General features: G+C 56.4%; 25 protein-coding genes and 1 other RNA gene. 14 read left to right on the top strand and 12 right to left on the bottom strand.

What is annotated here, in order from left to right; genetic code table 11:
* Positions 1-173 precede the first annotated feature (173 nt).
* Positions 174-3731, top strand: a complete 3558-nt coding sequence (locus ACVWZ0_RS06395) for an autotransporter outer membrane beta-barrel domain-containing protein (RefSeq protein WP_253461309.1) — start codon at positions 174-176, stop codon at positions 3729-3731.
* A gap of 46 nt (positions 3732-3777) precedes the next feature.
* On the opposite strand, the gene apt is transcribed toward ACVWZ0_RS06395, so the two are convergent.
* Entirely contained in the window at positions 3778-4329 is a 552-nt protein-coding gene (gene apt, locus ACVWZ0_RS06390; RefSeq protein ID WP_253455016.1) for an adenine phosphoribosyltransferase, read from the bottom strand.
* 269 nt (positions 4330-4598) lie between these two features.
* Between apt and priC the strand changes: the two genes are divergently transcribed.
* Genes priC through rsmS form a run of 3 tightly spaced genes read left to right on the top strand, consistent with a single transcriptional unit; the run spans position 4599 to position 5608 of the window.
* Complete coding sequence (gene priC / locus ACVWZ0_RS06385; protein WP_253455017.1) at positions 4599-5132, top strand: primosomal replication protein PriC; 534 nt, start codon at positions 4599-4601, stop codon at positions 5130-5132.
* A gap of 51 nt (positions 5133-5183) precedes the next feature.
* Positions 5184-5429, top strand: a complete 246-nt coding sequence (locus ACVWZ0_RS06380; RefSeq protein ID WP_253455019.1) for a GlsB/YeaQ/YmgE family stress response membrane protein — start codon at positions 5184-5186, stop codon at positions 5427-5429.
* 14 nt (positions 5430-5443) lie between these two features.
* Positions 5444-5608: a pleiotropic regulatory protein RsmS gene (gene rsmS, locus ACVWZ0_RS06375; RefSeq protein WP_253455020.1), complete on the top strand. Its 165-nt coding sequence runs from the start codon at positions 5444-5446 to the stop codon at positions 5606-5608.
* Here rsmS and acrR read toward each other — a convergent pair.
* Positions 5605-6246, bottom strand: a complete 642-nt coding sequence (gene acrR, locus ACVWZ0_RS06370) for a multidrug efflux transporter transcriptional repressor AcrR (RefSeq protein ID WP_253455021.1) — start codon at positions 6244-6246, stop codon at positions 5605-5607. The two genes, rsmS and acrR, sit on opposite strands and share 4 nt — an antisense overlap.
* A gap of 142 nt (positions 6247-6388) precedes the next feature.
* Here acrR and ACVWZ0_RS06365 point away from each other — a divergent pair, with 142 nt between their 5' ends.
* The 4 genes from ACVWZ0_RS06365 to ykgO all read left to right on the top strand — a co-directional run bounded on the left by ACVWZ0_RS06365 (position 6389) and on the right by ykgO (position 11559).
* Positions 6389-7573, top strand: coding sequence for an efflux RND transporter periplasmic adaptor subunit (locus tag ACVWZ0_RS06365; protein WP_253455023.1), 1185 nt, complete (start codon positions 6389-6391; stop codon positions 7571-7573).
* A gap of 17 nt (positions 7574-7590) precedes the next feature.
* Positions 7591-10737 carry a multidrug efflux RND transporter permease subunit AcrB gene (acrB, locus tag ACVWZ0_RS06360; protein ID WP_253455024.1) on the top strand — a complete coding sequence of 1049 codons (3147 nt, stop codon included), beginning with the start codon at positions 7591-7593 and terminating at the stop codon, positions 10735-10737.
* Positions 10738-11157: 420 nt separating this feature from the next.
* Entirely contained in the window at positions 11158-11409 is a 252-nt protein-coding gene (locus ACVWZ0_RS06355) for a type B 50S ribosomal protein L31 (RefSeq protein WP_253455026.1), read from the top strand.
* Positions 11410-11418: 9 nt separating this feature from the next.
* Positions 11419-11559: a type B 50S ribosomal protein L36 gene (gene ykgO / locus ACVWZ0_RS06350; RefSeq protein WP_125288450.1), complete on the top strand. Its 141-nt coding sequence runs from the start codon at positions 11419-11421 to the stop codon at positions 11557-11559.
* 279 nt (positions 11560-11838) lie between these two features.
* Here ykgO and ACVWZ0_RS06345 read toward each other — a convergent pair whose 3' ends face one another.
* Genes ACVWZ0_RS06345 through ACVWZ0_RS06335 form a run of 3 tightly spaced genes read right to left on the bottom strand, consistent with a single transcriptional unit; the run spans position 11839 to position 14239 of the window.
* Complete coding sequence (locus ACVWZ0_RS06345) at positions 11839-12717, bottom strand: metal ABC transporter substrate-binding protein (protein ID WP_253455028.1); 879 nt, start codon at positions 12715-12717, stop codon at positions 11839-11841.
* A complete protein-coding gene (locus ACVWZ0_RS06340; RefSeq protein WP_253455030.1) occupies positions 12714-13580 on the bottom strand; it encodes a metal ABC transporter permease in 867 nt (288 codons plus the stop codon). The genes ACVWZ0_RS06345 and ACVWZ0_RS06340 overlap by 4 nt, the downstream gene beginning before the upstream one ends.
* Positions 13577-14239, bottom strand: a complete 663-nt coding sequence (locus ACVWZ0_RS06335) for a metal ABC transporter ATP-binding protein (protein WP_253455031.1) — start codon at positions 14237-14239, stop codon at positions 13577-13579. The genes ACVWZ0_RS06340 and ACVWZ0_RS06335 overlap by 4 nt, the downstream gene beginning before the upstream one ends.
* A 411-nt stretch (positions 14240-14650) precedes the next feature.
* Between ACVWZ0_RS06335 and ACVWZ0_RS06330 the strand changes: the two genes are divergently transcribed.
* The 3 genes from ACVWZ0_RS06330 to ACVWZ0_RS06320 all read left to right on the top strand — a co-directional run bounded on the left by ACVWZ0_RS06330 (position 14651) and on the right by ACVWZ0_RS06320 (position 15775).
* Positions 14651-15004 carry a hypothetical protein gene (locus tag ACVWZ0_RS06330; protein WP_253455033.1) on the top strand — a complete coding sequence of 118 codons (354 nt, stop codon included), beginning with the start codon at positions 14651-14653 and terminating at the stop codon, positions 15002-15004.
* 143 nt (positions 15005-15147) lie between these two features.
* Entirely contained in the window at positions 15148-15528 is a 381-nt protein-coding gene (tomB, locus tag ACVWZ0_RS06325; RefSeq protein ID WP_125288630.1) for an Hha toxicity modulator TomB, read from the top strand.
* Between the two features lie 28 nt (positions 15529-15556).
* Positions 15557-15775, top strand: a complete 219-nt coding sequence (locus ACVWZ0_RS06320; RefSeq protein WP_125288446.1) for an HHA domain-containing protein — start codon at positions 15557-15559, stop codon at positions 15773-15775.
* Between the two features lie 42 nt (positions 15776-15817).
* Here the strand turns inward: ACVWZ0_RS06320 and ffs are convergent.
* An RNA gene (ffs, locus tag ACVWZ0_RS06315) (signal recognition particle sRNA small type) lies at positions 15818-15914 on the bottom strand.
* Between the two features lie 189 nt (positions 15915-16103).
* On the opposite strand from ffs, the gene ACVWZ0_RS06310 reads away from it, so the two are divergent.
* On the top strand, positions 16104-16415 hold the full coding sequence (locus tag ACVWZ0_RS06310; RefSeq protein WP_253455034.1) for an MGMT family protein: 312 nt from the start codon (positions 16104-16106) through the stop codon (positions 16413-16415).
* Between the two features lie 27 nt (positions 16416-16442).
* On the opposite strand, the gene ACVWZ0_RS06305 is transcribed toward ACVWZ0_RS06310, so the two are convergent.
* Positions 16443-17003 (bottom strand): YbaY family lipoprotein, encoded by a 561-nt coding sequence (locus tag ACVWZ0_RS06305; protein ID WP_253455036.1) that lies wholly within the window; start codon positions 17001-17003, stop codon positions 16443-16445.
* A gap of 199 nt (positions 17004-17202) precedes the next feature.
* On the opposite strand from ACVWZ0_RS06305, the gene tesB reads away from it, so the two are divergent.
* Positions 17203-18063, top strand: a complete 861-nt coding sequence (gene tesB / locus ACVWZ0_RS06300) for an acyl-CoA thioesterase II (protein WP_253455037.1) — start codon at positions 17203-17205, stop codon at positions 18061-18063.
* 59 nt (positions 18064-18122) lie between these two features.
* On the opposite strand, the gene amtB is transcribed toward tesB, so the two are convergent.
* The 4 genes from amtB to ACVWZ0_RS06280 form a co-directional block, all read right to left on the bottom strand.
* Entirely contained in the window at positions 18123-19424 is a 1302-nt protein-coding gene (gene amtB, locus ACVWZ0_RS06295; RefSeq protein WP_437177811.1) for an ammonium transporter AmtB, read from the bottom strand.
* Between the two features lie 20 nt (positions 19425-19444).
* Positions 19445-19783 carry a P-II family nitrogen regulator gene (glnK, locus tag ACVWZ0_RS06290; RefSeq protein ID WP_125288441.1) on the bottom strand — a complete coding sequence of 113 codons (339 nt, stop codon included), beginning with the start codon at positions 19781-19783 and terminating at the stop codon, positions 19445-19447.
* 250 nt (positions 19784-20033) lie between these two features.
* Positions 20034-21788, bottom strand: coding sequence for a SmdB family multidrug efflux ABC transporter permease/ATP-binding protein (locus tag ACVWZ0_RS06285; RefSeq protein ID WP_253455041.1), 1755 nt, complete (start codon positions 21786-21788; stop codon positions 20034-20036).
* The gene (locus ACVWZ0_RS06280; protein WP_253461084.1) at positions 21775-23550 is read right to left on the bottom strand and encodes a SmdA family multidrug ABC transporter permease/ATP-binding protein; all 1776 of its coding nucleotides are present in this window, start codon (positions 23548-23550) and stop codon (positions 21775-21777) included. Before ACVWZ0_RS06280 ends, ACVWZ0_RS06285 begins: the two co-directional genes overlap by 14 nt.
* A gap of 571 nt (positions 23551-24121) precedes the next feature.
* On the opposite strand from ACVWZ0_RS06280, the gene queC reads away from it, so the two are divergent.
* Complete coding sequence (gene queC / locus ACVWZ0_RS06275) at positions 24122-24817, top strand: 7-cyano-7-deazaguanine synthase QueC (RefSeq protein ID WP_253455042.1); 696 nt, start codon at positions 24122-24124, stop codon at positions 24815-24817.
* On the opposite strand, the gene ACVWZ0_RS06270 is transcribed toward queC, so the two are convergent.
* Complete coding sequence (locus ACVWZ0_RS06270) at positions 24809-25210, bottom strand: acyl-CoA thioesterase (RefSeq protein ID WP_253455044.1); 402 nt, start codon at positions 25208-25210, stop codon at positions 24809-24811. The genes queC and ACVWZ0_RS06270 overlap by 9 nt on opposite strands.
* Between the last annotated feature and the right edge of the window lie 3 nt (positions 25211-25213).

Raw genomic sequence — 25213 nt, 5'->3', positions numbered from 1 at the left:
TTAACGTATTTAATAACGACAACCTAAAAAATAGCTTTATTAAACAATAGCTGGAGGAGCTGGAGTTATTTAAGAGTGAATCAAATTACATTATATTTAACCAATTGAAAATAAGCGATTTTATAAGAAAAATTTATACAATCCTTGTCAAATAAAACTAATGGACTGGTAAAATGGAAAATAAGAAAAGGACATTTCATCCTGAAAAGCCGGGTAGGCAGAATAAAAAAAGATGGCTCGGCGCTTTTAACGCGCTGGCGATCTTTATCTCGCCCGGCACCGTTTTTATTCATTCTGCCCAAGCGGAAGATAATATTACCGTCGGCGCCCAGGGCGGCAATGGCGGCAGCGGCAGCACCGCCAGCCTGCCGGGTGAAGCAGGCAACGGCGGCAACGGTGCTAACGCGGCGGGAAACGGCAACGGCGGCAGCGGCAGCGACGGCGTGTCGGGCAGCAACGGCGCCAACGGTACGCCGGGCGTCGACGGCGCGATCGGCACCAGAGGCTCCGACGCGACTGGCTCATTGCATAATGTGAAAGGACAGCTGGGCATACTGCAAATTGGCGGCGGCGGCGGCCATGGCGGTCTGGCGGGCGAAGCCTCAGCCGGTGCCGGCGGCGGCGCGGCAGGAAAAGGCGGAAACGGCGGCAGCGGCGGTAATGCAGGCATGGGCGGCGATGGCGGTAACGGTGGCGACGGCGGCAGCGGGGGTCATGGCGCGAACGGCGGCAGCGGCGGCGTCGCGGCGACAGGCGGAAACGGCACGCTGACTATTAATCAAAGCGCTTTTACCAGCACGGTTCTGGCCGTCGGCGGTGATGGCGGCGCCGCCAGTGCGGGAGGAAACGGTCAGCCCGGCGGCGGCGGCGGTGCCGGAAAAAGCGGCGGCGAGGCGGGCGTCCCCGGTTTGCAGGCTGCCGGTGGGATGCCGGGCAACGGCGGCAGCGGTGGCGCGGGCGGCAAAGGCGGCAGCGGCGGCAACGGAGCCGATGGCGGTAACGGCGGCAGCGGCGTATTGACCCTCAACGGCACTACGGTAACGGTCAGAAGTACGCTGGCCGTCGGCGGCGCAGCCGGTGACGGATCGGACGGCGGCGATGGCGCAAACGGCGGCAACGGCGGCGATGCGGGACACACTGCCGATCCCTATATCGAAACCAACGTCACAGGCGAAACGGGCGACAGCGGCAACGGCGGCGGCGGCGCTAAAGGCGGAAACGGCGGGCGCGGCGCTAACGGCGGCAACGGTGGCGAAGGCAGGCTGTTGCTTAACAACAGCACCGTAAACGCGCAGGCGCTGAAGGTTGGCGCTAACGGTGGGAAAGGCGCTAACGGCGGCAACAGCGGCAGCAACGGCCAGGCAGGCGCGGCGGATAGCGTTGCGGCAGCCGGAAAAGGCGCAGCTGGCGGTCAGGGCGGTTTGGGCGGCAACGCCGGACAGGCCGGCACCGGCACGCTGACGGTGGAAGGCAGCAAGCTGACCGTGACCTCCGGCATCTCTCTTGGCGGCGACGGCGGCAGCGGCGGCAACGGCGGTGCGTTACAGGGCAGCGCCGCCGCCGGTAGTGGCGGCAATGCTTCCAACGGCGCGGCCGGTACGCTGTGGTTTAACAGCGGTACGCTCAACAACGGCGGCACGCTACAGCTGGGCGGCCAGGGAGGCGATGCGGGCGATGGCGGCAGCAACAACGGTGCCAAAGGTCGCTCGGGCAACGGCGGCAAAGCGGGTAACGGCGGCAACGGTATCGCCATCTTCACCAGCGGCAGCGGCCAAATCGGTACAACCGTTCAGCTCGGCGGGGCCAGCGGCAGTCACAACGGCCTATTAAACAGCAGCGCCTGGGCGCAGACAGCTGGCGCTGGCGGCACGGGCCAGCTGGAACTGCGCGGCGGCACCTTTACCGCCGGCACGCTGGCTATCGGCACCGCCACGGTCTGGAACGCGCTGACCGGCGTCACCTCAACGGCAGACGGGCGCTATTTGCAAAGCGGCGGGACTTTCCGGGTCAATAATACGGAACTGAACAACGGCAGCCTGATCGTCAGCGGCGGCACCTTTACCAGTAAAACGCTGGAGGCGACGCAGGGAACGCTGACCGTCAGCGGCGACGGCTCGATCGTTTTTGGCTCTACGGAGCTGAACGCGCATCACTGGCAGGAAAGCGTGGCGCAGCTTCAGCAAGCGCTGCAAACAAGCTGGAACGGCAAGCTGATCCTGAGCGGCGACGGCACGATCGATTTCGCCAGCAACGAGCTCGCCTGGCGGATCGGCGGCGATGAGGCAACGCAGGGATTAGGATCCTCTTCGCTAACGGTGATCCATGCCCGATCCTACATAGACTCCGGCAAAGTCGCGCTGGCGCTGGGCAATGCGCAGATTGACAATAAAGCCAGCCTGCTGGTGCTGACGGATGATGGCGTAGCCGCCGGTGAAAGTTTTACGATAGCAACAGGAGCAAACCCCCTGACGACGCCCGGCTGGCAGCAGGCGAACATTAATACCACCAGCCGTCTGATAATGGCGACCTCATCGACCAATGCAGAAGGAACGCTGCTTACGCTCGGCAATGCCGATTACAGCGCTGCCTTGCCGAAGCTCTCTGCCGGCTCGGTAAAGCTGCTTAAGGCGATGACTGCTGAAGTTGGGGTAAACACGGCTTCCGACAATGCTGCTCAGCAGTTCCTTTCACAAACGATGGACGTGCGCTACGTCAGCGATGCCGCGACCGCTGCACGCCTGGTGGAATCCGCCATTAACTTCGCCTCCGTGGCTAACGTTGCAGGCGCCAGCTATCAGACGATGTCTGCCGCGACCCGCGCCCTCGCCCGCCATCTTTCCCAAAGCGAACATCTTTTTGACGGTACGCCGCCGGAAGAAGGCTTTAATCTGTGGACATCGCTGTTCTACGATAACGCCCGTCTGAAAGGCTATAGCGCTGGCGGTTTTGACAGTAAAAGTAAAACCAGTATGGGCGGCGCTTTTATCGGCGCTGAAGATACGTTGATTACGCAACAGGGCGCGATCCTGAAAACCGGCGTCGCACTGCATACCGGCCGGGGAAAAAGCAGGACGAGCGGTAATCTCTATCCGGTGAAAAACGACCTGGATTTCTGGGGCGGCTCCCTGTACGGCAGCTGGTTGAACAATAACTGGGATCTGGTGGCTGACGTAGACTACTCGCGGGTGAGCCATGATATGAAGATGTCGCTTCCGGCTACCGGCTATCCAACCCTCTCAAGCGAAGCGAAATCAACCATCATAAGCGCCGGGCTGACGGCGGAGTATCTGTTCAACCTGGACTATCTGGATGTGATACCGCATATCGGCCTGCGCTACACCCGGCTGAAAACCAATAGCTTTACGGCGAAAAGCAGCGGTAAATCCTTGTTCAATAACGCTGCCGCTTCGGCCTCGCTCTGGTCGGTGCCGCTGGGAGTCAGCCTGGCTCGCGAATTTCAGTACGAATCGGGCTATACGCTGAAGCCCAGAGTGGATCTTTCATTTATCGCCACCACCGGCGATACCACTCACGGTACCCGCGTCAGCATGGCCGACGTTAGCGGCACGGGCTGGAGCGAGTCCCGGCTTGCCGACGGTTCGGCTTTCAGCTTCAGCACGGGCGCGGTGCTGCAAAAAGGCGATCTGACCTATGGGTTGCATTACGACCTGCAAAAATCGTCGCACGAAACTGCTCAGGCGGTTTCGGCCTCCTTCAACATAAAATTTTAAATAAAAAAAGGCTGGCAAGCGCCAGCCTTTTTTTTTCTGCAACGGCTTAGTGACCGGGGAAGTTCACCAGGCTGAAGCACTCCAGCCCCATCGCCTTCAGGCGCGCTTCGCCACTCAAATCAAACAGATTGATGATAAACGCCGCGTCTTTTACCTCGCCGCCTGCGCGACGGATCAGTTTGACGGTCGCTTCAATCGTGCCGCCCGTAGCCAGCAGATCGTCTACCACCAGCACTTTGTCGCCCGGTCCGATGGCATCGCAATGCAGTTCCAGACAGTCCGTGCCGTATTCCAGCTCGTAGGTTTCAGCGAAGGTTTTACGCGGCAGCTTGCCCGGCTTGCGTACGGGCACAAAGCCTACGCCAAGTGCCAGAGCCACCGGCGCGCCAAACAGGAAGCCGCGCGCTTCGGTACCTACAACTTTAGTAATACCTGCATCACGATAGCGTTCAACCAACAGTTCAATGCTGAGTGCATAGGCTTTTGGATCTTCCAGCAGGCTGGTGACGTCACGGAACAGAATGCCTGGCTTAGGATAATCCTCAATGCTTTTGATACTGTTTTTAAGAAATTCAAGCTGCTGCGCAGTCGCGGTCATAGTGTTATGCCTGGTAAATACAAATCTGACTCGCGCAGCTTCGTTGCTCTGGCGAGGAAGTCGCAGAGCAAGACGGGAGTGTCCGGGGGAAGCCACGCACGAAAACGACCAAATCTATGCAAATCGTCCGACAATTGCAACCGTCGGAAGCAAAATCCACGTATTTGTTGCCCTTAATCAACCTGAGTCGCTCAGGAAAAAGCAGACCAGCGCACAGATCGATCAAATTAAGCGTATTATAGGCGCGGCTCACCAGGGGAGAGAGAAAAATGAAAAGCGCCCATTTGCTTGAGCAGCTGGAAGCAAAGCTGGAAGAACTGGCGCAGACCATTGCGCCTCACGCTAACCAACGCACCGCGAAAGCGCGTTTTGACAGCCAGCTGTTTCACTGCCACGGTACGCGGCTTGCCGACTATCTACAGGAAGCGCGGCAAAGTATGGCCTTACTCAGGCAAAGCGTAAACGGCCACCGCACGGAGCGCGTTGCCTGGATGGCCGAACGCGTGGTGCTGCAGATAAGCGCGCTACAGCGCGAGCTGGCTACGCTAAAGCTGCGCAACAGCGAAACCAGACCGGAGCCAGAGCCGGAGAATCTTTACGAGAAGCTGGCGAAACATCAGGATTACGAGCGCCGCCTGCGCGCAATGGTCGCCGATCGGGAAAGCCAGCTTGCTCATCAGGAAACGCTGGCGCAGCAGCGGAAGCTGCAGCAGGAAATCGCGGCGCTGGAGGGGCGGTTACAGCGTTGTCTGCTGGCATTAAAAAAAATCGAGCGCGCGATTGAAAACCGCGACCGACAATGAGTACGCAGCGGCGTTGCTATACTTTTTGAAAAAGCTGACTGGAGATCGCAAATGGGACTTCTCTCCTGGATAATCATCGGGCTATCGGTAGGATTCGTTACCCGCTATGTCTTTCCTGGCCGCCCCGGCGGCCTGATAGCGACGCTGGCGCTGGCCATCATCGGCTCGCTGGTCGGCGGCTACATCGGGGTCTTTTTTAATTATGGCAGCCTGGCCGTAGCGGAACCCAGAGCGCAGCTGATTGCGCTGGCTGGCGCGCTGCTGATGGTGCTGGTTGCTAAAAAACTCCGTATTTAAATCGGGAGAAGAATATGTCGCTGGAAAGCGCGCCAGAAGAAGTAAAGCTGGCTGTTGATTTGATTATGCTGCTTGAGGAGAACCAGATCGCGCCGCAAACGGTACTGGCTGCTTTAGCTATCGTGCAACGAGATTTTGAGAAAAAGGCGCGCGGCGAAAATCCAGGCGCCCTTCCCTAGCAGGCGGCCTTGCGGAGCGCCGGGCTGTGCATGACGGTATCAAGTAGCACCTCTACCAGCTGCGGCGCATCCGAAGCCAGATCGAAGCTTTCCGGCATAAACAGCCAGTTTTCCATAATACCGGTTATATAGCCGCGCATGACCACGGCCGTTCGCCGCGTATCCAGCTCGCCCGGCAGCTGCTGCTGCGTCATGCACTGCCGCAATACATCTTCAATTTTGTCGTAACATTCCAGATATAACGTTTGCTGCATCATTTGCAACGTGGTCATTTCGCCGACAAATTCGCATTTATGAAAGATAATTTCCATCAACGCCCGCCTGCGCGTATCCCTTACCGTAGCTTCAAGGACATAAGTCAGCATGGAGCGTAAAACAGAGAGTGGATCGGATGGGTATTTTAATTGATACTCAAGCTCTATATTCTCCAGTCCGGTCTCGGACTGCGCCCATATTTCATTGAGCAAATCGGTTTTGTTTTTGAAGTGCCAGTAAATTGCGCCACGCGTTACGCCGGCAGCGGCGGCGATGTCGGCCAGAGAAGTTTTCGCTACACCATGCTCGGAAAACCTGGCGATAGCTGCGTCAAGGATATGATTTCGTGTTTCTAACGCCTGCTGTTTGGTTTTTCGTGCCATAGGGGGATGTTAACAACCAGGGTGCACTTACATACATTTGCGAATGTATGTACCATAGCACGACCATAATTTAAACGCAGCAATGGGTTTATGGATTTTGTGATCCATTGAACAATCGATATCGGACACTCGAGGTTTATTTATGAACAAAAACAGGGGGTTAACGCCTCTGGCGGCCGTTCTGATGCTTTCAGGCAGCCTGGTGCTAACGGGATGTGATAACAAAGACGCACAACAGGGCGGTCAGCAAAAAGCGCCGGAAGTGGGCGTACTTACCCTGAAAAGCGCACCGCTAACCATTACGACCGATCTTCCGGGTCGTACTTCCTCGTTCCGTGTTGCAGAAGTTCGCCCTCAGGTTTCGGGCATCATTCTCAAGCGTAATTTTGTGGAAGGCAGCGATGTAAAAGCCGGTCAGTCACTTTATCAGATTGACCCGGCGCCTTATCAGGCGACCTACGACAGTGCGAAAGGGGATTTAGCTCAGGCTCAGGCCAACGCGCAAATCGCCGCGCTGACCGTTAAACGCTATAAGCCGCTGATGGGTACCAAATATATCAGTCAGCAGGACTACGATAACGCCGTATCGACGCAGAGCCAGACCGCCGCAGCCGTACAGGTGGCAAAAGCCAGCGTAGAGACTGCCCGCATCAATCTGGCCTACACCAAAGTGATTTCGCCTATCAGCGGTCGCATTGGTAAATCTGCCGTGACCGAAGGCGCGCTGGTTCAGAGCGGCCAGACCACTGCTCTCGCCACAGTTCAGCAGCTTGATCCTATTTACGTCGACGTCACGCAATCGAGCGAAGATTTCATGCGTCTGCGTCAGGAGCTGAACTCTGGCAAGCTGCAGCAGGCCGACGGTAAGGCAAAAGTGAAACTGTTATTACCGGATGGTAGCGAATTCGCGCAAAGCGGAACATTGGAATTCTCCGATGTGACGGTGGACGAAACGACCGGTTCCATTACGCTGCGCGCCGTGTTCCCTAATCCGGATCATTCGCTGCTGCCCGGTATGTTTGTGCGCGCTCGCCTGGAAGAAGGCACCAATCCTTCCGCGCTGTTAGTGCCGCAGCAGGCCGTTACCCGCACGCCAACCGGCCAGGCTACGGCGATGGTCGTGGGCGCGGACAATAAAGTGGAATCCCGTAATTTGACCACGGAACAGGCAGTTGGCGACAAGTGGCTGGTTACGGCAGGTCTGAAAGAGGGCGACCGTGTCATCACCACCGGTGTACAGCGAGCCAAAGCGGGCGCCACTGTGACTCCGCAGGAAGTGAGTGCAGACGACGTGACCAAAACGCAGTCTGACCAACCGAAGTCTTAAACAGGAGCCGCTGATACATGGCTAAGTTCTTTATCGATCGCCCCATCTTCGCATGGGTCATCGCCATCATTATTATGCTGGTGGGCGTGCTGTCGATTCTAAAACTGCCGATTGAGCAATATCCTAATGTTGCGCCACCGGCCGTACAGATTCGCGCCACCTATCCGGGTGCCGATGCTAAAACGCTGCAGGACTCGGTAACGCAGGTTATCGAGCAGAACATGAACGGGATTGACGGCCTGATGTATATGTCGTCAAACAGCGATTCATCGGGCACGCTGCAGCTGACCCTGACCTTTGAGTCAGGTACCGATCCGGATATCGCGCAGGTTCAGGTGCAGAACAAACTGCAGCTGGCCACGCCGCTACTGCCGCAGGAAGTTCAGCAGCAGGGTATCCAGGTACAAAAATCCTCCAGCAGCTTCCTGATGGTGGCAGGTTTCGTCAACGAAGACGGCACCATGACGCAGAATGATATTGCGGACTACGTGGCGTCAAATATCAAGGATCCTATCAGCCGTACTACCGGCGTAGGCGATACCCAGATATTTGGTGCTCAGTATGCGATGCGTATCTGGATGGACCCGCACAAGCTGAATAACTATCAGCTGACGCCGGTTGACGTCATCAGCGCTATCACCGCGCAGAATGCCCAAGTGGCCGCCGGTCAGCTTGGCGGTTCGCCGCCGGTGCCGGGCCAGCAGCTTAACGCCTCTATCATTGCGCAGACCCGTCTGACCTCTACCGACGAGTTCGGCAAAATCCTGTTGAAAGTCAACACGGATGGTTCTCGCGTGCTGTTAAAAGACGTGGCGAAAATCGAGCTGGGCGGTGAAAACTACGAGGTTGTCGCGCGTTATAACGGCAAACCGGCCTCCGGTATCGGTATCAAACTGGCTACCGGCGCGAACGCGCTGGACACGGCGGCAGCGGTCAAAGCGGAGCTGGGCAAGCTGGAACCGTTCTTCCCGGCCGGTCTGAAAGTGGTTTATCCGTACGATACTACACCGTTCGTTAAAATCTCCATCATGGAGGTGGTAAAAACCCTGATCGAAGCGATCGTGCTGGTCTTTATCGTCATGTATCTGTTCCTGCAGAACTTCCGCGCCACGCTGATCCCGACGATCGCCGTGCCGGTCGTATTGTTGGGGACCTTTGCCATTATCAGCGCCTTCGGCTATTCGATAAACACGCTAACGATGTTCGGGATGGTGCTCGCCATCGGCCTGCTGGTGGATGACGCCATCGTGGTGGTGGAGAACGTCGAACGCGTGATGGCGGAAGAAGGTCTGCCGCCTAAAGAGGCTACCCGCAAGTCCATGGGGCAGATCCAGGGCGCGCTGGTCGGTATTGCGCTGGTGCTTTCGGCAGTATTTATTCCGATGGCCTTCTTCGGCGGCTCTACCGGCGTTATCTATCGCCAGTTCTCCATCACGATTGTTTCCGCGATGGTGCTGTCGGTTATCGTAGCGCTGATCCTGACGCCTGCGCTGTGCGCAACGTTACTCAAGCCGATCAAGAAAGGCGACCACGGTAAAACCACCGGCTTTTTCGGCTGGTTTAACCGCATGTTCGACAAAAGTACCAACCACTATACCGACAGCGTTGGCCATATCATTCGCAGCACCGGCCGCTATCTGCTGATCTATCTGGTGATTGTGGTCGGCATGGCTTATATGTTCGTGAAGCTGCCAAGCGCCTTCCTGCCGGAAGAGGATCAGGGGCTGCTGCTGGCTCAGGCTTCGCTGCCTGCCGGCGCGACTCAGGGCCGTACGCAGAAGGTGCTGGACCAGGTAACGGACTACTTCCTGACCAAAGAGAAGGATAACGTGCGTTCGGTGTTTACCGTTAACGGCTTCGGTTTTGCAGGACGCGGCCAGAACACCGGTATCGCCTTCGTCAGCCTGAAGCCGTGGGACGAGCGCAGCGGGTCGGAAAACAAAGTGGAAGGCATTGCCGGTCGTGCCATGCAGGCTTTCGGCGCCATCAAAGATGCGATGGTGATCCCGTTTAACCTGCCGGCGATTATCGAACTCGGTAACGCCACCGGCTTTGACTTTGAGCTGATTGACCAGGGCAACCTGGGCCATGAAGCCCTGACCAATGCCCGTAACCAGCTGCTCGGCATGGCTGCCCAGCATCCGGATACGCTGGTAGGTATGCGTCCAAACGGTCTGGAAGATACGCCGCAGTACAAGCTGACTATCGACCAGGAGAAAGCGGAAGCGCTGGGCGTGTCTATTTCTGATATCAACACCACGCTGGGTGCGGCCTGGGGCGGCTCTTACGTCAATGACTTCATCGATCGCGGTCGTGTGAAGAAAGTTTACGTGATGGGACAAGCCGATGCTCGTATGCTGCCTGGCGATATCGATAAATGGTACGTGCGCGCCTCAAATGGCGAAATGGTGCCGTTCTCGTCCTTCGCCAGCGCGAAATGGCAGTACGGTTCACCACGTCTGGAACGCTATAACGGTCTGCCTTCTATGGAGATCCTGGGTCAGGCTGCGCCAGGCAAAAGTTCGGGCGACGCCATGAACCTGATGGAAGAGCTGGCCTCGAAGCTGCCGAAGGGCATTGGCTACGAGTGGACGGGCATGTCCTATCAGGAACGTCTCTCGGGTAACCAGGCGCCAGCGCTCTATGCTATCTCGCTGATCGTCGTGTTCCTGTGTCTGGCAGCGCTGTATGAGAGCTGGTCGATTCCGTTCTCGGTTATGCTGGTTGTGCCGCTGGGCGTTATCGGCGCCCTGCTGTTCACCACTATGCGCGGCCTGAGCAACGACGTGTACTTTGTGGTAGGCCTGTTGACCACCATTGGGCTGTCGGCGAAGAACGCCATTCTAATCGTCGAGTTCGCCAAAGATTTGATGGAGAAAGAAGGCAAAGGTCTGATAGAAGCGACGCTGGAAGCGGTACGTATGCGTCTTCGTCCTATTCTGATGACCTCGCTGGCCTTTATCCTGGGCGTACTGCCGCTGACCATCAGTACCGGCGCAGGCTCCGGTGCGCAGAACGCGGTAGGTACCGGCGTAATGGGCGGTATGGTAACGGCAACTATTCTGGCTATCTTCTTCGTGCCTGTGTTCTTCGTGGTGGTTCGCCGCCGCTTCAGCAAGCATAAAGAGGATCTGGAACCGCATCATACGGACCGTCCTCACTAAGGCATCCCGCTTGATCTTTAAGAGGCCGCTTTTGCGGCCTCTTTTTTCTTCAGGTGCCGGTAATGCCTGTTTTTGTGACCGTCTCTGGCAGCGCACGCGTCTTCTTCTTCCAATCATCTTCCCGCCATACTTTTTTGTTCTCTGTTTTCGTACCCTGCTACCTTGTTCCCTTATTCCCCTGCTCGCCTGCTCGCCTGCTCCCTTGCTCCCTTGCTCCCTTGCTCCTTTGCTCCCTTGCTCCCCTGTTCCCCTGCTCTCCTGCTCTCCTGCTCCCCTGTTCCAATGTTTTTCTGCTCCGGGGCTCTCTGTTTCTGTGTTCCGTTATCGTTGCTGGTCTGCGTGCCTCCTTTACGCTTGCATTTTAAAATCACGGCGCGCATAATTATTGTTATGTTATAACATATAAAATCAGGGGATTTTATGAAACAAGCAATCCATCCGGCTTACCGCACTGTCGCTTTTCACGACACCAGCGCCGACACCTTTTTTGTCGTCGGCTCTACCATTAAAACCGACCGCACAATCGAGCTGGACGGTAAAACGCTGCCTTATGTAACGCTGGACGTCTCTTCGGCTTCCCATGCTTACTACACCGGCAAACAAAAAGAGTTTGCCAAAGAAGGCAGCGCGCACCGCTTTAACCAGCGCTTTGGCCGCTTTTTTAGTAAGTAAGGAGTGAAAATGCAGGTGCTTAACTCGCTGGCTTCGGCCAGAAAACGCCATAAAGACTGCAAGATCGTGCGTCGTCACGGCCGGGTTTTTGTGATTTGCAAAAGCAATCCGCGCTTTAAAGCGGTTCAGGGCAAAAAGAAAAAGCGCTGAGGATATGCAAGCGGCATCAAAGCCGCTTTTGCCATAAAGAATATCGTGCGCGTTCTCTTCCGGTACCGTATCCACCACGTACTCTATTTCTGTCGATTAAATGCCGGGAAAAAGCAACCGGCATGAAGTCTGCTTTTGCCATAAAAAGCGTCTGAAGAATGCGATCCGCCAGAAGGCTGCTTATGCAATAAAAAGCGCTGAGGAATGCAGTCCACAAGAAGGCTACTTTTATCTGGTCAGGAGTATTTATTCAGGCGGGCCGGTTATCGGCCCGCTTTTTTATTTCATGCTGGCCAGCATCGCCGTTACGTTATGACGAAAAGCCGCTTCCAGAGAATCAGCCGCGCCACCTTTTTCCGTCAGCGCTTCCGGGTAGAGCTCGCCGCCGGGCCGGGCGCCGGTTGCCGAAGCGATCTGCTGCACCAGGCGAGGATCGGTCTGGTTTTCAATAAAGTAGCTGTGGATATGCTCCTTTTTCAGCTGGGTAATCAGCCCCGCCACGTCGGCAGCGTTGGCCTCAGATTCCGTAGAGAAGCCGACTGGCGACATAAAGGTTACGCCATAGCGCTGGCCAAAATAGCCGAAGGCATCGTGGCTGGTCAGCACCTTACGCTTCGCCGCCGGGATGGCCGCAAACTGGTCAGCGGCCCATTCGTCCAGCTTTTGCAGTCGGGCAATATAGGCCGCGCCGCGCTGGCGGAAGTCGTTTGCATCCTGCGGATCGGCAGCAATCAATGCGTTCATCACGTTGCTGGCATAGATTTCGCCATTTTTCATGCTGTTCCAGGCATGCGGATCGGTAACCGTTTTCCCCTCCTCCTCCATAGTGCGCGTCGTAATGCCTGCTGAAGCGACAACGACATGGCCTTTGTATTCCGAGGCTGAGATCAGGCGGTCCATCCAGCCTTCCAGCCCCAGGCCGCTGACGAACACCACATCCGCTTTAGCCAGCGCCTGGCTGTCCTGCGGCGTCGGCTCAAAGCTGTGCGGATCGCCATTCGGCCCGACAAGGCTTTTTACCTCTACATGCTCGCCGCCGACCTGCTTAACGATATCGGCCAACACCGTGAAGCTGGCTACCGTCTCCAGCGTTTTCGCCATCGCCAGCGGCGTGGCACACAGGGCGGCCAGCGCCAGCACAAGGGGTAACTTTTTCATCTTTTTTCCTTATCAACAGTAAAAAAACGCGCGCGCAATATTCCGCCGCATGGCCCTACTAAAATCGAGATAAAGAACAGCAGCGCGGCACAGAGCACCACGGCGGGCCCGGCAGGCAGCGCCAGGTAGAATGAGGCCGACAGACCGCTGAAGCTGGCGATCAGCCCCAGTATCATGGCGGTGCCAATCATGCCGGGCAGTTCTTTACGCCAGAAGCGGGATGCCGCTGCGGGCAGCATCATCAGCCCCACGCACATCAGCGTGCCGAGAACCTGAAAGCCTGCCACCAGGTTGGTCACAACCAGTATCAGAAAAAGCGCGTGTACCAGCGGTGCAGCCCAGCGGCTCTGCGCGCGTAAAAAAGCAGGGTCGAAGGCATCGATCACCAGCGGACGATAAATCAACGCCAGCGCCAGCAGCGTCACCGACGCTATCGCGCTGACCAGCAGAAGCGAGGGATTATCAACGGCCAGCAACGAGCCGAACAGTACATGCAGCAGATCGACGTTGGAGCCGCGCAGTGAAACCAGCGTCACGCCCAGCGCCAGCGAGCCGAGATAAAAACCGGCAAAACTGGCGTCTTCACGCAGCGGCGTATAGCGGCTGACCGCGCCCGACAGCAGCGCTACCGACAGCCCGGCGATAATGCCGCCAATGCCCATTGCGACCAGCGAAAGGCCGGAAATCAAATAGCCGATAGCCGCGCCGGGCAGCACCGCATGGGAAAGCGCGTCGCCGACCAGGCTCATGCGACGCAGCAGCAAAAAGACGCCCAGCGGCGTGGCGCTGAGCGAAAGCGCAACGCAGGCAACCAGCGCGCGGCGCATAAAGGCGAATTCGATAAAAGGCTGTAAAAGCGTCATGCTGACTCCAACACGATCGGTTCCGGCGATTGCGTGATCCATTCCGCCTGAGTGGAGTCCAGCCGCAGGATCTGCGGGAAGGATCGCGTAACCATCGTCATATCGTGCAGCACCACGATCAGCGTGCAGCCAGCCCGATGCCGCGCCTGCAGCAGCGCCAGCAGCAGACTGGTCGTTGCCGTATCGATGCCGGTAAAAGGTTCATCAAGCAGCAGTAGCGAAGCATCCTGTACCAGTAGCCTGGCAAAAAGCACACGCTGCAGCTGTCCGCCAGAAAGCGTGCCGGGCTGCGCGGCGGCGAATTCAGCCATATTGACCTCTTCCAGCGCCGCCATAATCCGCTGCCTTTCAGGTCGACCGATAGCCCCAAACCAGCCGCAGCGTCGCCAGCAGCCCATCGCCACCAGATCGGCTACGCTGACAGGGAAATTTCTCTCAATTTCGGATTGCTGCGGTAACCATGCTGTATCCTGCGTCAGGCAGCTGAGTTGACCACTTACGGGCGGCAGCAGGCCCGCGAAGGTTTTTAGCAACGTGGATTTTCCACAGCCGTTTGCCCCCACCAGCGCGGTCATTGATCCCGGCTGGAACGTCCCGTTAAGGGACGGGGTAATGGCGCTCCCGCGATAGCCGACCCGGAGATCTGTTAGCGTAATCATGGGGATACCGCCCATCCGCTCAGCGCCAGCAAAGCCAGCACGGCGATCAGAGCAAAAAGTAAACGTGCTCGGGCTGATTGCATCAGTAATGTGGGACGAGAAGAAGCAGTAAAACTTAACATGGCAGCACTATAGTTACGTTATAACATAACAATAGCATATTACGATGATGGAAAGCGCGCTGAACTAAAATGTATCTTTTTATTTCCACAAAAAGTAATAAAAAGAGATGCGGTTATATAAAATTTCTTCACCTTAATCGGGTTTTTCTATCGCAGAAAGCGGGATCCTCTACTAAAATAATTAACAGTCAAATCATCAAGATAGTTTTTTCTCTTTTTAAGCGGCTTGATTATTTTAAAGCTAACAACAATTATCTGTATAAGCGTTTATTAACTCTGTGGAGAAAAAATGCGCAAACGTATTCCTGTCTCTTCAGCGCCTGATGAAGAAAATGAGTCCGAATGGATTAGCCTTATTCAGCGGATTATTCCCAAAATAGAAACCGAGTTAACTGGCTCACTGTTATGGTATTCACAAAATGCGCAATATGTTCCGGGAAGTGTGAAAATTATTTCAGTTGAACAAACGGCGCCGTCGGGTTACAAAATGACTTACAGTTTCTGCTGGAACGTTTTCAACGCCTGTCTTGATATCGATGCAGATGAAACGACCACCCAGTCAGTAAATTTTGAAAGCCAGCCCGATGCGCTGATATTTGATTTTATTGATACGGAACGCGCCGCAGCCGCGGATGAATTGTAATTTTTAGTAATAGTACTCAAAATACAATTTAAGAGAGTTATATTTATTAAAGTACTCGCACGAGATTCAATATCGCTTCCTGGCACCCCGCTCGCAGAAAGCCTGCGGTATACCATTTTTCACTGGCTATGGAGGGGAAAAAGATGGACGAATACTCACCGAAAAGGCATGATATTGCCCAGCTGAAATTTTTGTGTGAAAACCTGTATGATGAAAGTCTGGCCACGTTAGGCGATAGCCATCACGGCTGGGTTAACGATCCAACTTCAGCAATTAACCTGCAGCTTAATGACCTGATTGAGCATATTGCCGGGTTTACCATGAATTACAAAATTAAGCATATTGAAGACAGCGAGTTGATTAGTCAGATTGATGAATATCTTGACGATACCTTTATGCTTTTCAGCAACTACGGTATTAATGGCCAGGATCTTCAGCGCTGGCAGAAATCAGCGAAACGGCTGTTCAACGTTTTTACAGAGGAATGTGCTGTCGTTACCGCACAGACAAGCCATTCATTTTAGTAACCTTTATTTTTTCAATGGTTTAATAATGACAGATAAACTACTTACGAAAACTGATTATCTGATGCGTTTAAGACGATGCCGTTCAATTGACACGCTCGAACGCGTTATCGAAAAAAACAAATACGAATTATCTGATAATGAGCTGGCCGTATTTTATTCAGCGGCGGATCATCGGCTTGCCGAACTGACCATGAATAAGCTTTACGATAAAGTGCCGGTTTCTGTCTGGAAGTTTGTACGATAAGAGATGAAGCGGTGAGGGTTCCCCGGAGGAATTGGGTGGGGGCCCTGCCAGCTACATCCCGGCACACGCGTCACCTGCTGCGGCTGCTTCCTTCCGGATCTGACCGAGTTCACAAGTTAGCGTTGCGGGAGAACCAACCGGGCCCCCATTGATTGCCCCATGTAATGGAGCGAGGGCATTATCAATGAACCCCTGGGCAATTGCAAGCCCGCGCCCGACGACCGTTGTTTTCTTGCACAACATTGCCCTTTCCCCTGCTATTATCCGCCACATCCCTTCAGCTTAAGACCGCTTTCGATTACTTTATTTGCAGTAACGGGGAGCAGAGATGACTGAACAAGACACTTTTCCACGCCGTATCTGGCAAATTGTTGCCGCTATTCCCTACGGTAAGGTAACCACCTATGGCGATATTGCCCGGCTGGCGGGTTCGCCGCGCGCCGCGCGTCAGGTTGGCGGCGTATTAAAACGGCTACCGGCAGGCAGCAAGCTTCCATGGCACAGAGTCATTAACCGGTTGGGTGAGATTTCGTTGACGGGCGCCGATCTCGATCGCCAACGCCAGGCTTTATTGGCAGAGGGCGTAGAAGTGGATCATAACGGAAAAATCGCGCTGGAGCGCTACCGCTGGCAGGGATGAACCGCCCCTGTAAAGGGGCGGAAACCATTACAGTGAAGTTGGCGCAGGCACGGTTGAGGTCGGCGTCACCAGCGTAGGTGAAGTCGAGGGTACCGCCACAGGCGCGCGTTGAGCCGTCGGTAGGGCTTTCGCCGGCACGGCCTTCAGGTTAAGCGTCTGGTCTTTTGTACCGCCGCCGTTAATAACCGGCTTAATAGAATCGGCTATTAATACGACGTTGCGATCGACAATTACCGCTGCACTCAGCAGGATCCTGGCGTTAGGCTGAATGTCCGCCGGATTGAAAGGCAGGATAAATTTGAACGGCGCCTGTTTGCCATCGGTCAGCACTACGCGCTGTGAAATCACTTTTGCCGGTGCGTCTGACAGGGAAGCATCAGAAAGCATCACGGTTAATGAAGCATCAGGCGGCAGGCGCACGTTGGCCGGAAGCGTAATGGTTCCGCTAACGTGCGGCTGGCGCAGCGTATCTGCTTCCCCCGCGACTTTGGAAGCCAGCGTCGGCGTGGGGACATCTCTACCTTTATCAGCACATCCGGAAAGTGCGACCGCCAAAGCGGCGCCGGTCAATACAGGCCAAAGTTTCATTGATTTATTCTCCTTGCGATCAATGCGGGACATAAGGGACAGCAAGCCTGCCCCGTAAGCCTTAATTCTGGCACAGGTTATTGATTTTCGCCTGTAAGCCAAATAAGGAACGCGTGCGGAAGAATATTTTTCCCCGACGTTGACGGCAGCGGGTTCGGTTTCGCAAACTGAAAGGGAACCGACTATTGAGGAAGCCGCCATGAGTCAGGCACTGCACGAACTGTTAAATTTAATGAACCTGGAAAAGCTGGAAGAGGGCCTGTTTCGCGGCCAGAGCGAGGATCTCGGCCTGCGTCAGGTTTTTGGCGGTCAGGTGGTCGGCCAGGCGCTTTATGCCGCCAAGCAGACGGTCCCGGCGGAGCGCATTATCCATTCGTTCCACAGCTACTTTTTGCGGCCCGGCGACAGCCAGAAAGCCATTATTTACGACGTAGAAACCCTGCGCGACGGGCACAGCTTCAGCGCCCGCCGGGTCAGCGCCATCCAGAACGGCCAGCCTATTTTTTATATGACCGCCTCTTTCCAGGCGCCGGAGACGGGTTTTGAGCATCAGAAACCGATGCCGGATGTTGCCGGCCCGGAGTCCCTGACGACGGAAGGCGAAATCGCCAGACAGCTGTCGCATTTTATCCCTGAAAAGGCGCGTGAAAAGTTCCTGTCAGAAAAACCGTTTGAAATTCGCCCGGTTAAGTTTCACAACCCGCTGAAAGGCCACGTTGATGAACCGGTGCGCCATGTCTGGCTGCGGGCTAACGGCCCCATGCCGGACGACAGGCGTATACACCAATACCTGCTGGGCTACGCCTCGGACTTTAACTTCCTGCCGGTCGCACTCCAGCCGCACGGCAAAGGATTTCTGGAACCGGGAATGCAGGTCGCCACTATCGATCACTCGATGTGGTTTCACCGCCCTTTCGACCTGAATCAGTGGCTGCTTTATAGCGTGGAGAGCACGTCGGCATCCGGTGCCAGAGGCTTCGTACGCGGTGAGTTCTTTACTCAGGATGGGATACTGGTCGCTTCAACGGTGCAGGAAGGCGTGATGCGCCTGCGTCAGTAGCTGAAATAACAAACCCCGCAGAGCGCGGGGTTTGATAGCGAGAGCGGCTGCGAGTCGGCTTACTGGTTATAAGCGTTTTCGCCGTGGCTGTTCACATCCAGACCTTCACGTTCGTGATCTTCGGTCACGCGCAGGCCGACTGTCATATCCGCAACCTTAAAGGCGATAAAGGCGACCACGCCGGTCCAGACCACCGTAATGCCTACGCTATAGAGCTGCACCCAAATCTGATGCCCCATCGTTACGCCAGAGGCATAGCCGACGCCGCCCAGTGAAGAAGAAGCGAATACACCGGTCAGGATGCAGCCTACAATACCGCACACGCCGTGCACGCCGAACACGTCACAGGGATCGTCAACGCGCAGCCATCTTTTCAGCACGGTGACGCCCCACAGGCCTGCCAGGCCGCCGATAATACCGATAACCAACGCGCCGCCAACGCCAACGTAGCCACAGGCTGGCGTAATCGCCACCAGACCCGCGATCGCACCGGAGCAGACGCCCAGCAGCGAAGGCTTGCCGCGCAGCGCCCACTCGCCAAACGTCCAGCTCAGCATCGCGCCTGCGGTCGCCATAACGGTGTTCAGGAATGCCAGCGCCGCGATTTCGTTAGCCGCGCTCGCCGAACCGGCGTTAAAGCCGAACCAGCCGACATACAGGATCGCTGTGCCGGTGAAAACCATCGGCAGGTTATGCGGTTTAAAGGCTTCTTTGCCAAAGCCCGCACGCTTGCCGACCAGGTAAGCGCCGACCAGACCGGCAACGGCGGCGTTGATATGCACCACGGTGCCGCCGGCAAAGTCCAGCGCGCCGTCCTGCGCCAGCAGTCCACCGGACCAGACCATGTGCGCGATGGGCAGATAGGAGAAAGTGACCCAGATAGCCACAAAGATCAGCACCGCAGAGAAACGAATACGCTCGGCCAGCGCGCCAACGATCAGGCCGACGGTAATACAGGCAAATGAAGCCTGGAACGAAACGTGAATATACTGGTAGAAGGTTCCAACCAGCGCCGTCAGCTGAATGTTTTTCAACATCGCCATGCTGAAGTCGCCAAAGAAAGCGTTGCCCGTGCTGAAGGCCAGCGAATAGCCGTAGAGCATCCAGATAACGCACACCATCGCAAAGGTCACGGAAACCTGAGTCAGCATGGACAGGACGTTTTTAGCCCGGATGAGGCCGCCGTAGAAAAGCGCAATGCCGGGTATCGTCATAAACAGCACCAGCGCGGTGCAAATCATCATAAAGGCGTTATCGGCCTTGTCCGCCACGGCTGGCGGTGCCGCCATCGCAAGCGAGGGCAACAGGCTGAGGCTGGCGAGGCCGAAGGTAGTCATTTTTCTCATTTTATCCCATCCCATCACAATTCTTAGCCCCGAGATCAGAGTGCGGCTTCGTCCGCTTCGCCGGTGCGAATACGGATAACCCGCTGTAGTTCAGCGACAAAAATCTTGCCGTCGCCAATTTTGCCGGTGTAGGCGGCCTTGCTGATAACGTCGACAACCTCGTCCAGCTGGTCGTCCGCTATCGCCACATCGATTTTAACTTTTGGCAGGAAGTTCACGCTGTATTCAGCGCCGCGATAAAGCTCGGCATGGCCTTTCTGGCGACCAAATCCCTTGACTTCGGTGACGGTCAGGCCCTGAATGCCAATGGCAGAAAGCGCCTCACGCACGTCTTCTAATTTAAACGGTTTGATTACCACGGTAACCAGCTTCATACGATCCCCTCCAGCTAAAGAAAACGGTGATTCCGCCCTGCGTTAACCAAAGCAAAGGCTGTGCCATAAATCAGAAACGTGCGTTTTAAAAGGCGCGGCGGCAGATATTGCGTACGCGTGGCGGCCTGATGATGACATTAAGCATAGAGGGAAAAAGAAAACGCACCATTAAGGTGCGTTACGCGTCGAAATTGTGCATCGCCGCTGTTTTATCAGCTCGGCCGCCTGCTTTTAGTGCAGCGAAGCGGTATTACGTTTCTTCCAGCTCTTCGCCCGCCAGCTGGAGCTGATACATCTGCCAGTAACGGCCCTGTTTCGCCAACAGCTGCTGATGGTTGCCCTGCTCTACCGCATGGCCTCTGTGCAGCACCAGAATGGTATCCGCATCGATAATAGTAGAGAGTCGGTGAGCGATAACCACCAGCGTGGTTTGCTGACGAACGGCCTTAAGCGCTTTCTGGATCGCCTGCTCCGTGCCGGAATCAATATTCGCCGTCGCTTCATCCAGGATCAGAATTTGCGGCGAGGCGACCAGCACGCGCGCCATCGCCAGCAGCTGCTTCTGACCCACGGAAAGATTGTTACCCTGTTCGCCCAGCCGCGTATAGATACCGTCGGAGAGCGAGCGCGCCAGTTCGGCAAGCTGAACGGTTTCCAGCGCGTGCCAGACCGCCTCTTCGCTTATCGAACGCCCCAGCGCCACGTTAGCGAAAAAGGTGTCGGCCAGCACCACCGGATCCTGCTGCACCATCGCCACGCCTTCGCGCAGCACGCCGTGGCTGAGCCCGGTCAGCGGCCTGCCGTCCAGGCGAATTTCACCCTGCTTCACCGGGTAGTAGCCCATCAGCAAGTTAGCGAGCGTGCTTTTCCCGCTGCCGGTATGGCCGACCAGCGCCACAAAGCTGCGCGAAGGCACGCTGAGGTTGATATCGTTGAGCACGTTGCGATCGTCGCGATAGGCGAAGCTCAGATGTTCAATCTCAATGCGCCCCGAGGCCAGCGGCCGACTATCCTGACCATAGTGCTGGCGAGGCGCGTCCATCAGTTCAAAAATGCGCTCGCCGGCCACTACCGCCTGTTGCAGCATCGACTGCTGGGTGGTCAGCTCAATCAGCGGCTCGTTTAGCCTGCCCAGGTAGTTAATAAACGCGTAAAGCACGCCAACCTCGAAGCTGCCGCTGGAGGAGAAGCCAAACAGCAGCATCAGCCCGCACAGGATCATGGCGGAAAACAGGCTGAGCAGCGGCCGGAGCAGAAAGCCATCCAGCCGTAGCGTTTCCATTCTCGCCAGATAGTGCGAGCGGCTCGCTTCGCTCATCCGCTCACCAAAGCGCGCCTGCTGACGAAACTGCTGGATCACGCTCATGCCGCTGATCACTTCATTAAAGCCGTTGTTAATATCGGCCAGATAGCTACGCACTCGCCGTACGATAGGCGTACTGTAGCGCTGATAAATCAGCATCACGGTCAGTACGGCCGGAAAAATCATTATCGCCACCAGCGCCATGCGCCAGTCGAGACTGAACATCGCCACCAGCATGGCACCGATCAGCGCCGCGCTGCGCAGCACGGTGGCTACCACGGTGACGTAGAGATCGCGCACGACTTCGGTGTCATTGGTCACGCGTGAAATAATCTGGCCAACGGGCTGGGTATCAAAAGCGCTCAGCGGCTGGCGCAGCGCGGCGTCCATGACGTCCGTACGCAGCCGCTGCACTACGCCTACCGCCGCCTCGTTAAACAGCAGCGACTGCCAGTAGTGCAGCGCGGCGGCCAGGATTTGCAGCAGGAGAAAGCTGACGGCCAGCCCGGTGACCAGACCCAGCGGCATGGAATGCTTCGCCACCATGTTATCGATAAAATAGCTGACCAGCACCGGGCCGAGCACTTCCGCCACCGCCGCTATCCACAGCAATACTATCGCCAGGCCAAGCGATTTCCGCCACGGCGAACCGTAGCGCAGCAGGCGTTTCAGCGTGGGCCAGAGCTGATTAAGATTCGCCATGCGGTACCCCTTTCGCGATTTCGTCCTCGTCCAGCGCCGCTTCCAGCTGCTGATAACGATACATATCCTGATACCAGCCGTCCTGGGCAATCAACGCCTCATGCTGCCCGCGCTGGGCCACCGTGCCCTGCTGCATCACCAGGATTTCACTGGCTTCCGTCAGGGCGGACAAACGGTGCGCGCTGATAATCACGGTTCTTCCTGCGCCCCATTTTCTTAAATTATGCAGTATCTGGTGTTCGGTACGGCCGTCGACCGCCGACAGCGCATCGTCCAGGATCAGGATTTCCGCGTTCAGCAGCAACGCCCTGGCAATAGATATACGCTGTTTCTGTCCCCCGGAAAGCATCACCCCGCGCTCGCCGACTTCGGTATCGTAGCCCTGGGGCAGCCGCAGAATATCTTCATGTACGCAGGCAAGCCGCGCGGCGCGCTCAATATCGCTTTGCTGCGCCGTAGGTCGACCCAATGCGATATTGTTGGCGATGGTGTCGGAAAAAAGAAACGGCGTCTGGCTGACGACCGCCATGCGGCTTCGCCAGCTGTCCAGACGCAGCTGCGGCAGCGGAATACCGTGATAGCGGATGTCGCCCTGCGCAATATCGAAGTGCCGCTGGATCAGGCTTAACAGCGTGCTTTTCCCGGCACCTGTCGGCCCGCACAGCCCCAGCATCTGGCCGGGCTTAAGGTTAACGTTGATATGGCGCAGCGAGGGCTGCTGCGCGCCAGGATAGCAAAATTCCCTGATAGCGATTTGCAGCTGGCCGCGATCTTCCGGCAGCGTTTTACTGCCGTCCTCTACCGCCGGCGCCTCTGCCAGCAGCGAGCGAATGCGGCTCCAGGCCGCGCTGCCGCGCTCGACGATATTGAACATCCAGGCCAGCGCCAGCATTGGCCAGATCATCAGGCCAAGGTACATGACAAAGCTGGTCAGCTGGCCCAGCGTCATCTGACCGTGCCAGACCAGCCAGCTGCCGCCGCCGATCGCCAGCAGGTTCGACAGTCCGATGGCAATATAAATAGTGGGATCGAAGCGGGCGTCAATCCGCGCCACGCGCAGGTTTTTTTGGCCCGTGTCGCGGGCGATATCGGCGAACTGTCCGGACTGATGGTCTTCCAGCCCAAAGGCTTTGATCATACGAATGCTGGTCAGGCTCTCCTGCGTTCTGTCGTTAAGCGACGAAAAGGCGGCCTGAGCATGCTTAAAACGATGATGGAGCTGGTCGCCGTAGCGTTTGATCACTATCGCCATGACCGGCATCGGCAGCAGCGCCAGCAGGGTCAGCTGCCAGCTAATCTGCGTGCTCATCACCACCAGCACCGCCAGCCCCATCACCAGCGAGTCAACCAGCGTCAGCACGCCTTCTCCGGCGGCAAACACCACGCGATCCACATCGTTGGTGGCGCGGGCGATCAAATCACCGGTACGGTGACGCAGGTAAAATTCGGGATGCTGACGGCTAAGCTGACGATAGAAGTCCTGCCGCAGCTCGACGGCAAGCTGATAGGAGGCGCCGAAAAGCAGCACGCGCCAGACGTAGCGCAGCAGATAGACCACAATAGCCGTGAGCAGCATCACGCCCACCCACATCAGCAGGCGCGAAGCACTCATCTGCTGATGGGAGACGCCGTCCACGATAGTACCGACAAGCTTCGGCGGCAGCAGCTGCAGCAGCGCAATGATAATCAGCAGAAAAACGGCGCCAAGATAGCGGCGCCATTCACGCATAAAGTACCAGCTCAACTGGCTGAAAAGTCGCACAATAAACGTCCTGGTCAGGTTCGGGCGAGCGCCGTGGTTCAGCGGCAGCGCCAATGTGTATTTATTTCTCTGGACCGCCGCCATCAGCGCGACCCGGCCGCGAATATAGCCTTCCTGTTCCGGCCATTTCAAGCGTTTCCGGCATGTCGGAGTAATGAGAGACGCGGCATCCGCCATAATTTACGGTGGCCTTGTTCCGCTATCGGGTGCCGTAAAAACAGCCTGGACCCTGTTTTATCTTTTGTATGCGCCTGCAGAAGAATAAATCTCCGTTGCCCCTGTAGTTTACAGGGAATAGCGTAAATGATTTTCCCGTAAATGCGTTACGTTCAGCCTGTTGTTACCTGAAGAAACAGCGTTTTGTTCACGAACCATTGGCACGCATGACCGTAACGACCCGAGCCGCCAGGGCGTTGCCGTCAGGTTTATAGCCATGTTGTCAGCTTCCGCGCGGGCAACACAACGCCGTGCCGGGCTTCGCCTGGCTAACCAACATGCGCGGCTCCTGCCCCTGTTTTTATGCCACGTCAGGCAGTACCATACGCCCCAACAGATTAATGAGGTAAAAAGTATGAAACGTGCAGTAGTGGTATTCAGCGGCGGACAGGATTCAACCACCTGTTTGATCCAGGCTTTGCAGCAGTATGACGAAGTGCACTGCCTGACCTTTGACTATGGTCAGCGGCATCGTGCAGAGATCGATATCGCTCGCGAGCTGGCGCAGTCGCTGGGCGCAAGAGCGCACAAAGTGCTGGACGTCACGCTGCTTAACGAGCTGGCCGTCAGTAGCCTGACCCGCGACAGCATCCCCGTTCCGGCCTGGGATCCCGACGCCAGCGGCCTGCCAAGCACTTTTGTGCCGGGACGTAATATCCTGTTCCTGACGCTGGCCTCGATTTATGCTTACCAGGTTGAGGCCGAAGCGGTAATTACCGGCGTTTGCGAAACCGACTTTTCTGGTTACCCGGACTGCCGCGACGAATTTGTTAAGGCGCTGAACCATGCCGTGGAGCTGGGTATGACGCGTCTGGTTCGCTTTGAAACGCCTCTGATGTGGCTGAACAAAGCCGAAACCTGGGCGCTGGCGGACTACTGGCAGCAGCTGGCGCTGGTGCGCAACGACACGCTTACCTGCTATAACGGCATCAAGGGCGACGGCTGCGGCGAATGCGCTGCCTGCCATCTGCGCGCCAACGGCCTGCGCGATTACCAGATTAACAGCGCTACGGTGATGCAGGAGATGCAGCGCAAAACCGGGCTACGCTGACAGCATCTCTTCCAGCCGCTGCTTCAGCTCGCCGACGATCGGCTGCGCTTTTTGCGTGCGCAGATCGATGCAGACAAAGGTCAGCGTCGCATCGGCTATTGCTTCCCCCTCCGGCAGCAGCGTGATGGTCTGGCCGATAACGCCACTTTTCCCGCCCAGCTGCACCAGATGGCTGGCAATCGCCAGCTCGTCGCCCAGCACCGCCGGGCGACGGTAGTTAATGTTAATATTGACTAAGATAAAAGCCAGCCGGTTATCATTCATCCAGCGAAAGGCGGCCAGTTTTTCCAGCCAGGCCCAGCGCGCCTCTTCCAGAAATTCTAAATAGCGCGCGTTGTTGACGTGTTGGTAAACATCCAAATGATAACCGCGAACCTTAATCGTAATCTGCATAAT

This window comes from Erwinia sp. TECH1, from assembly GCF_054057575.1.
Note: the sequence above shows the minus strand (reverse complement) of the source record. Positions and strands in the feature narration are given on the sequence as shown.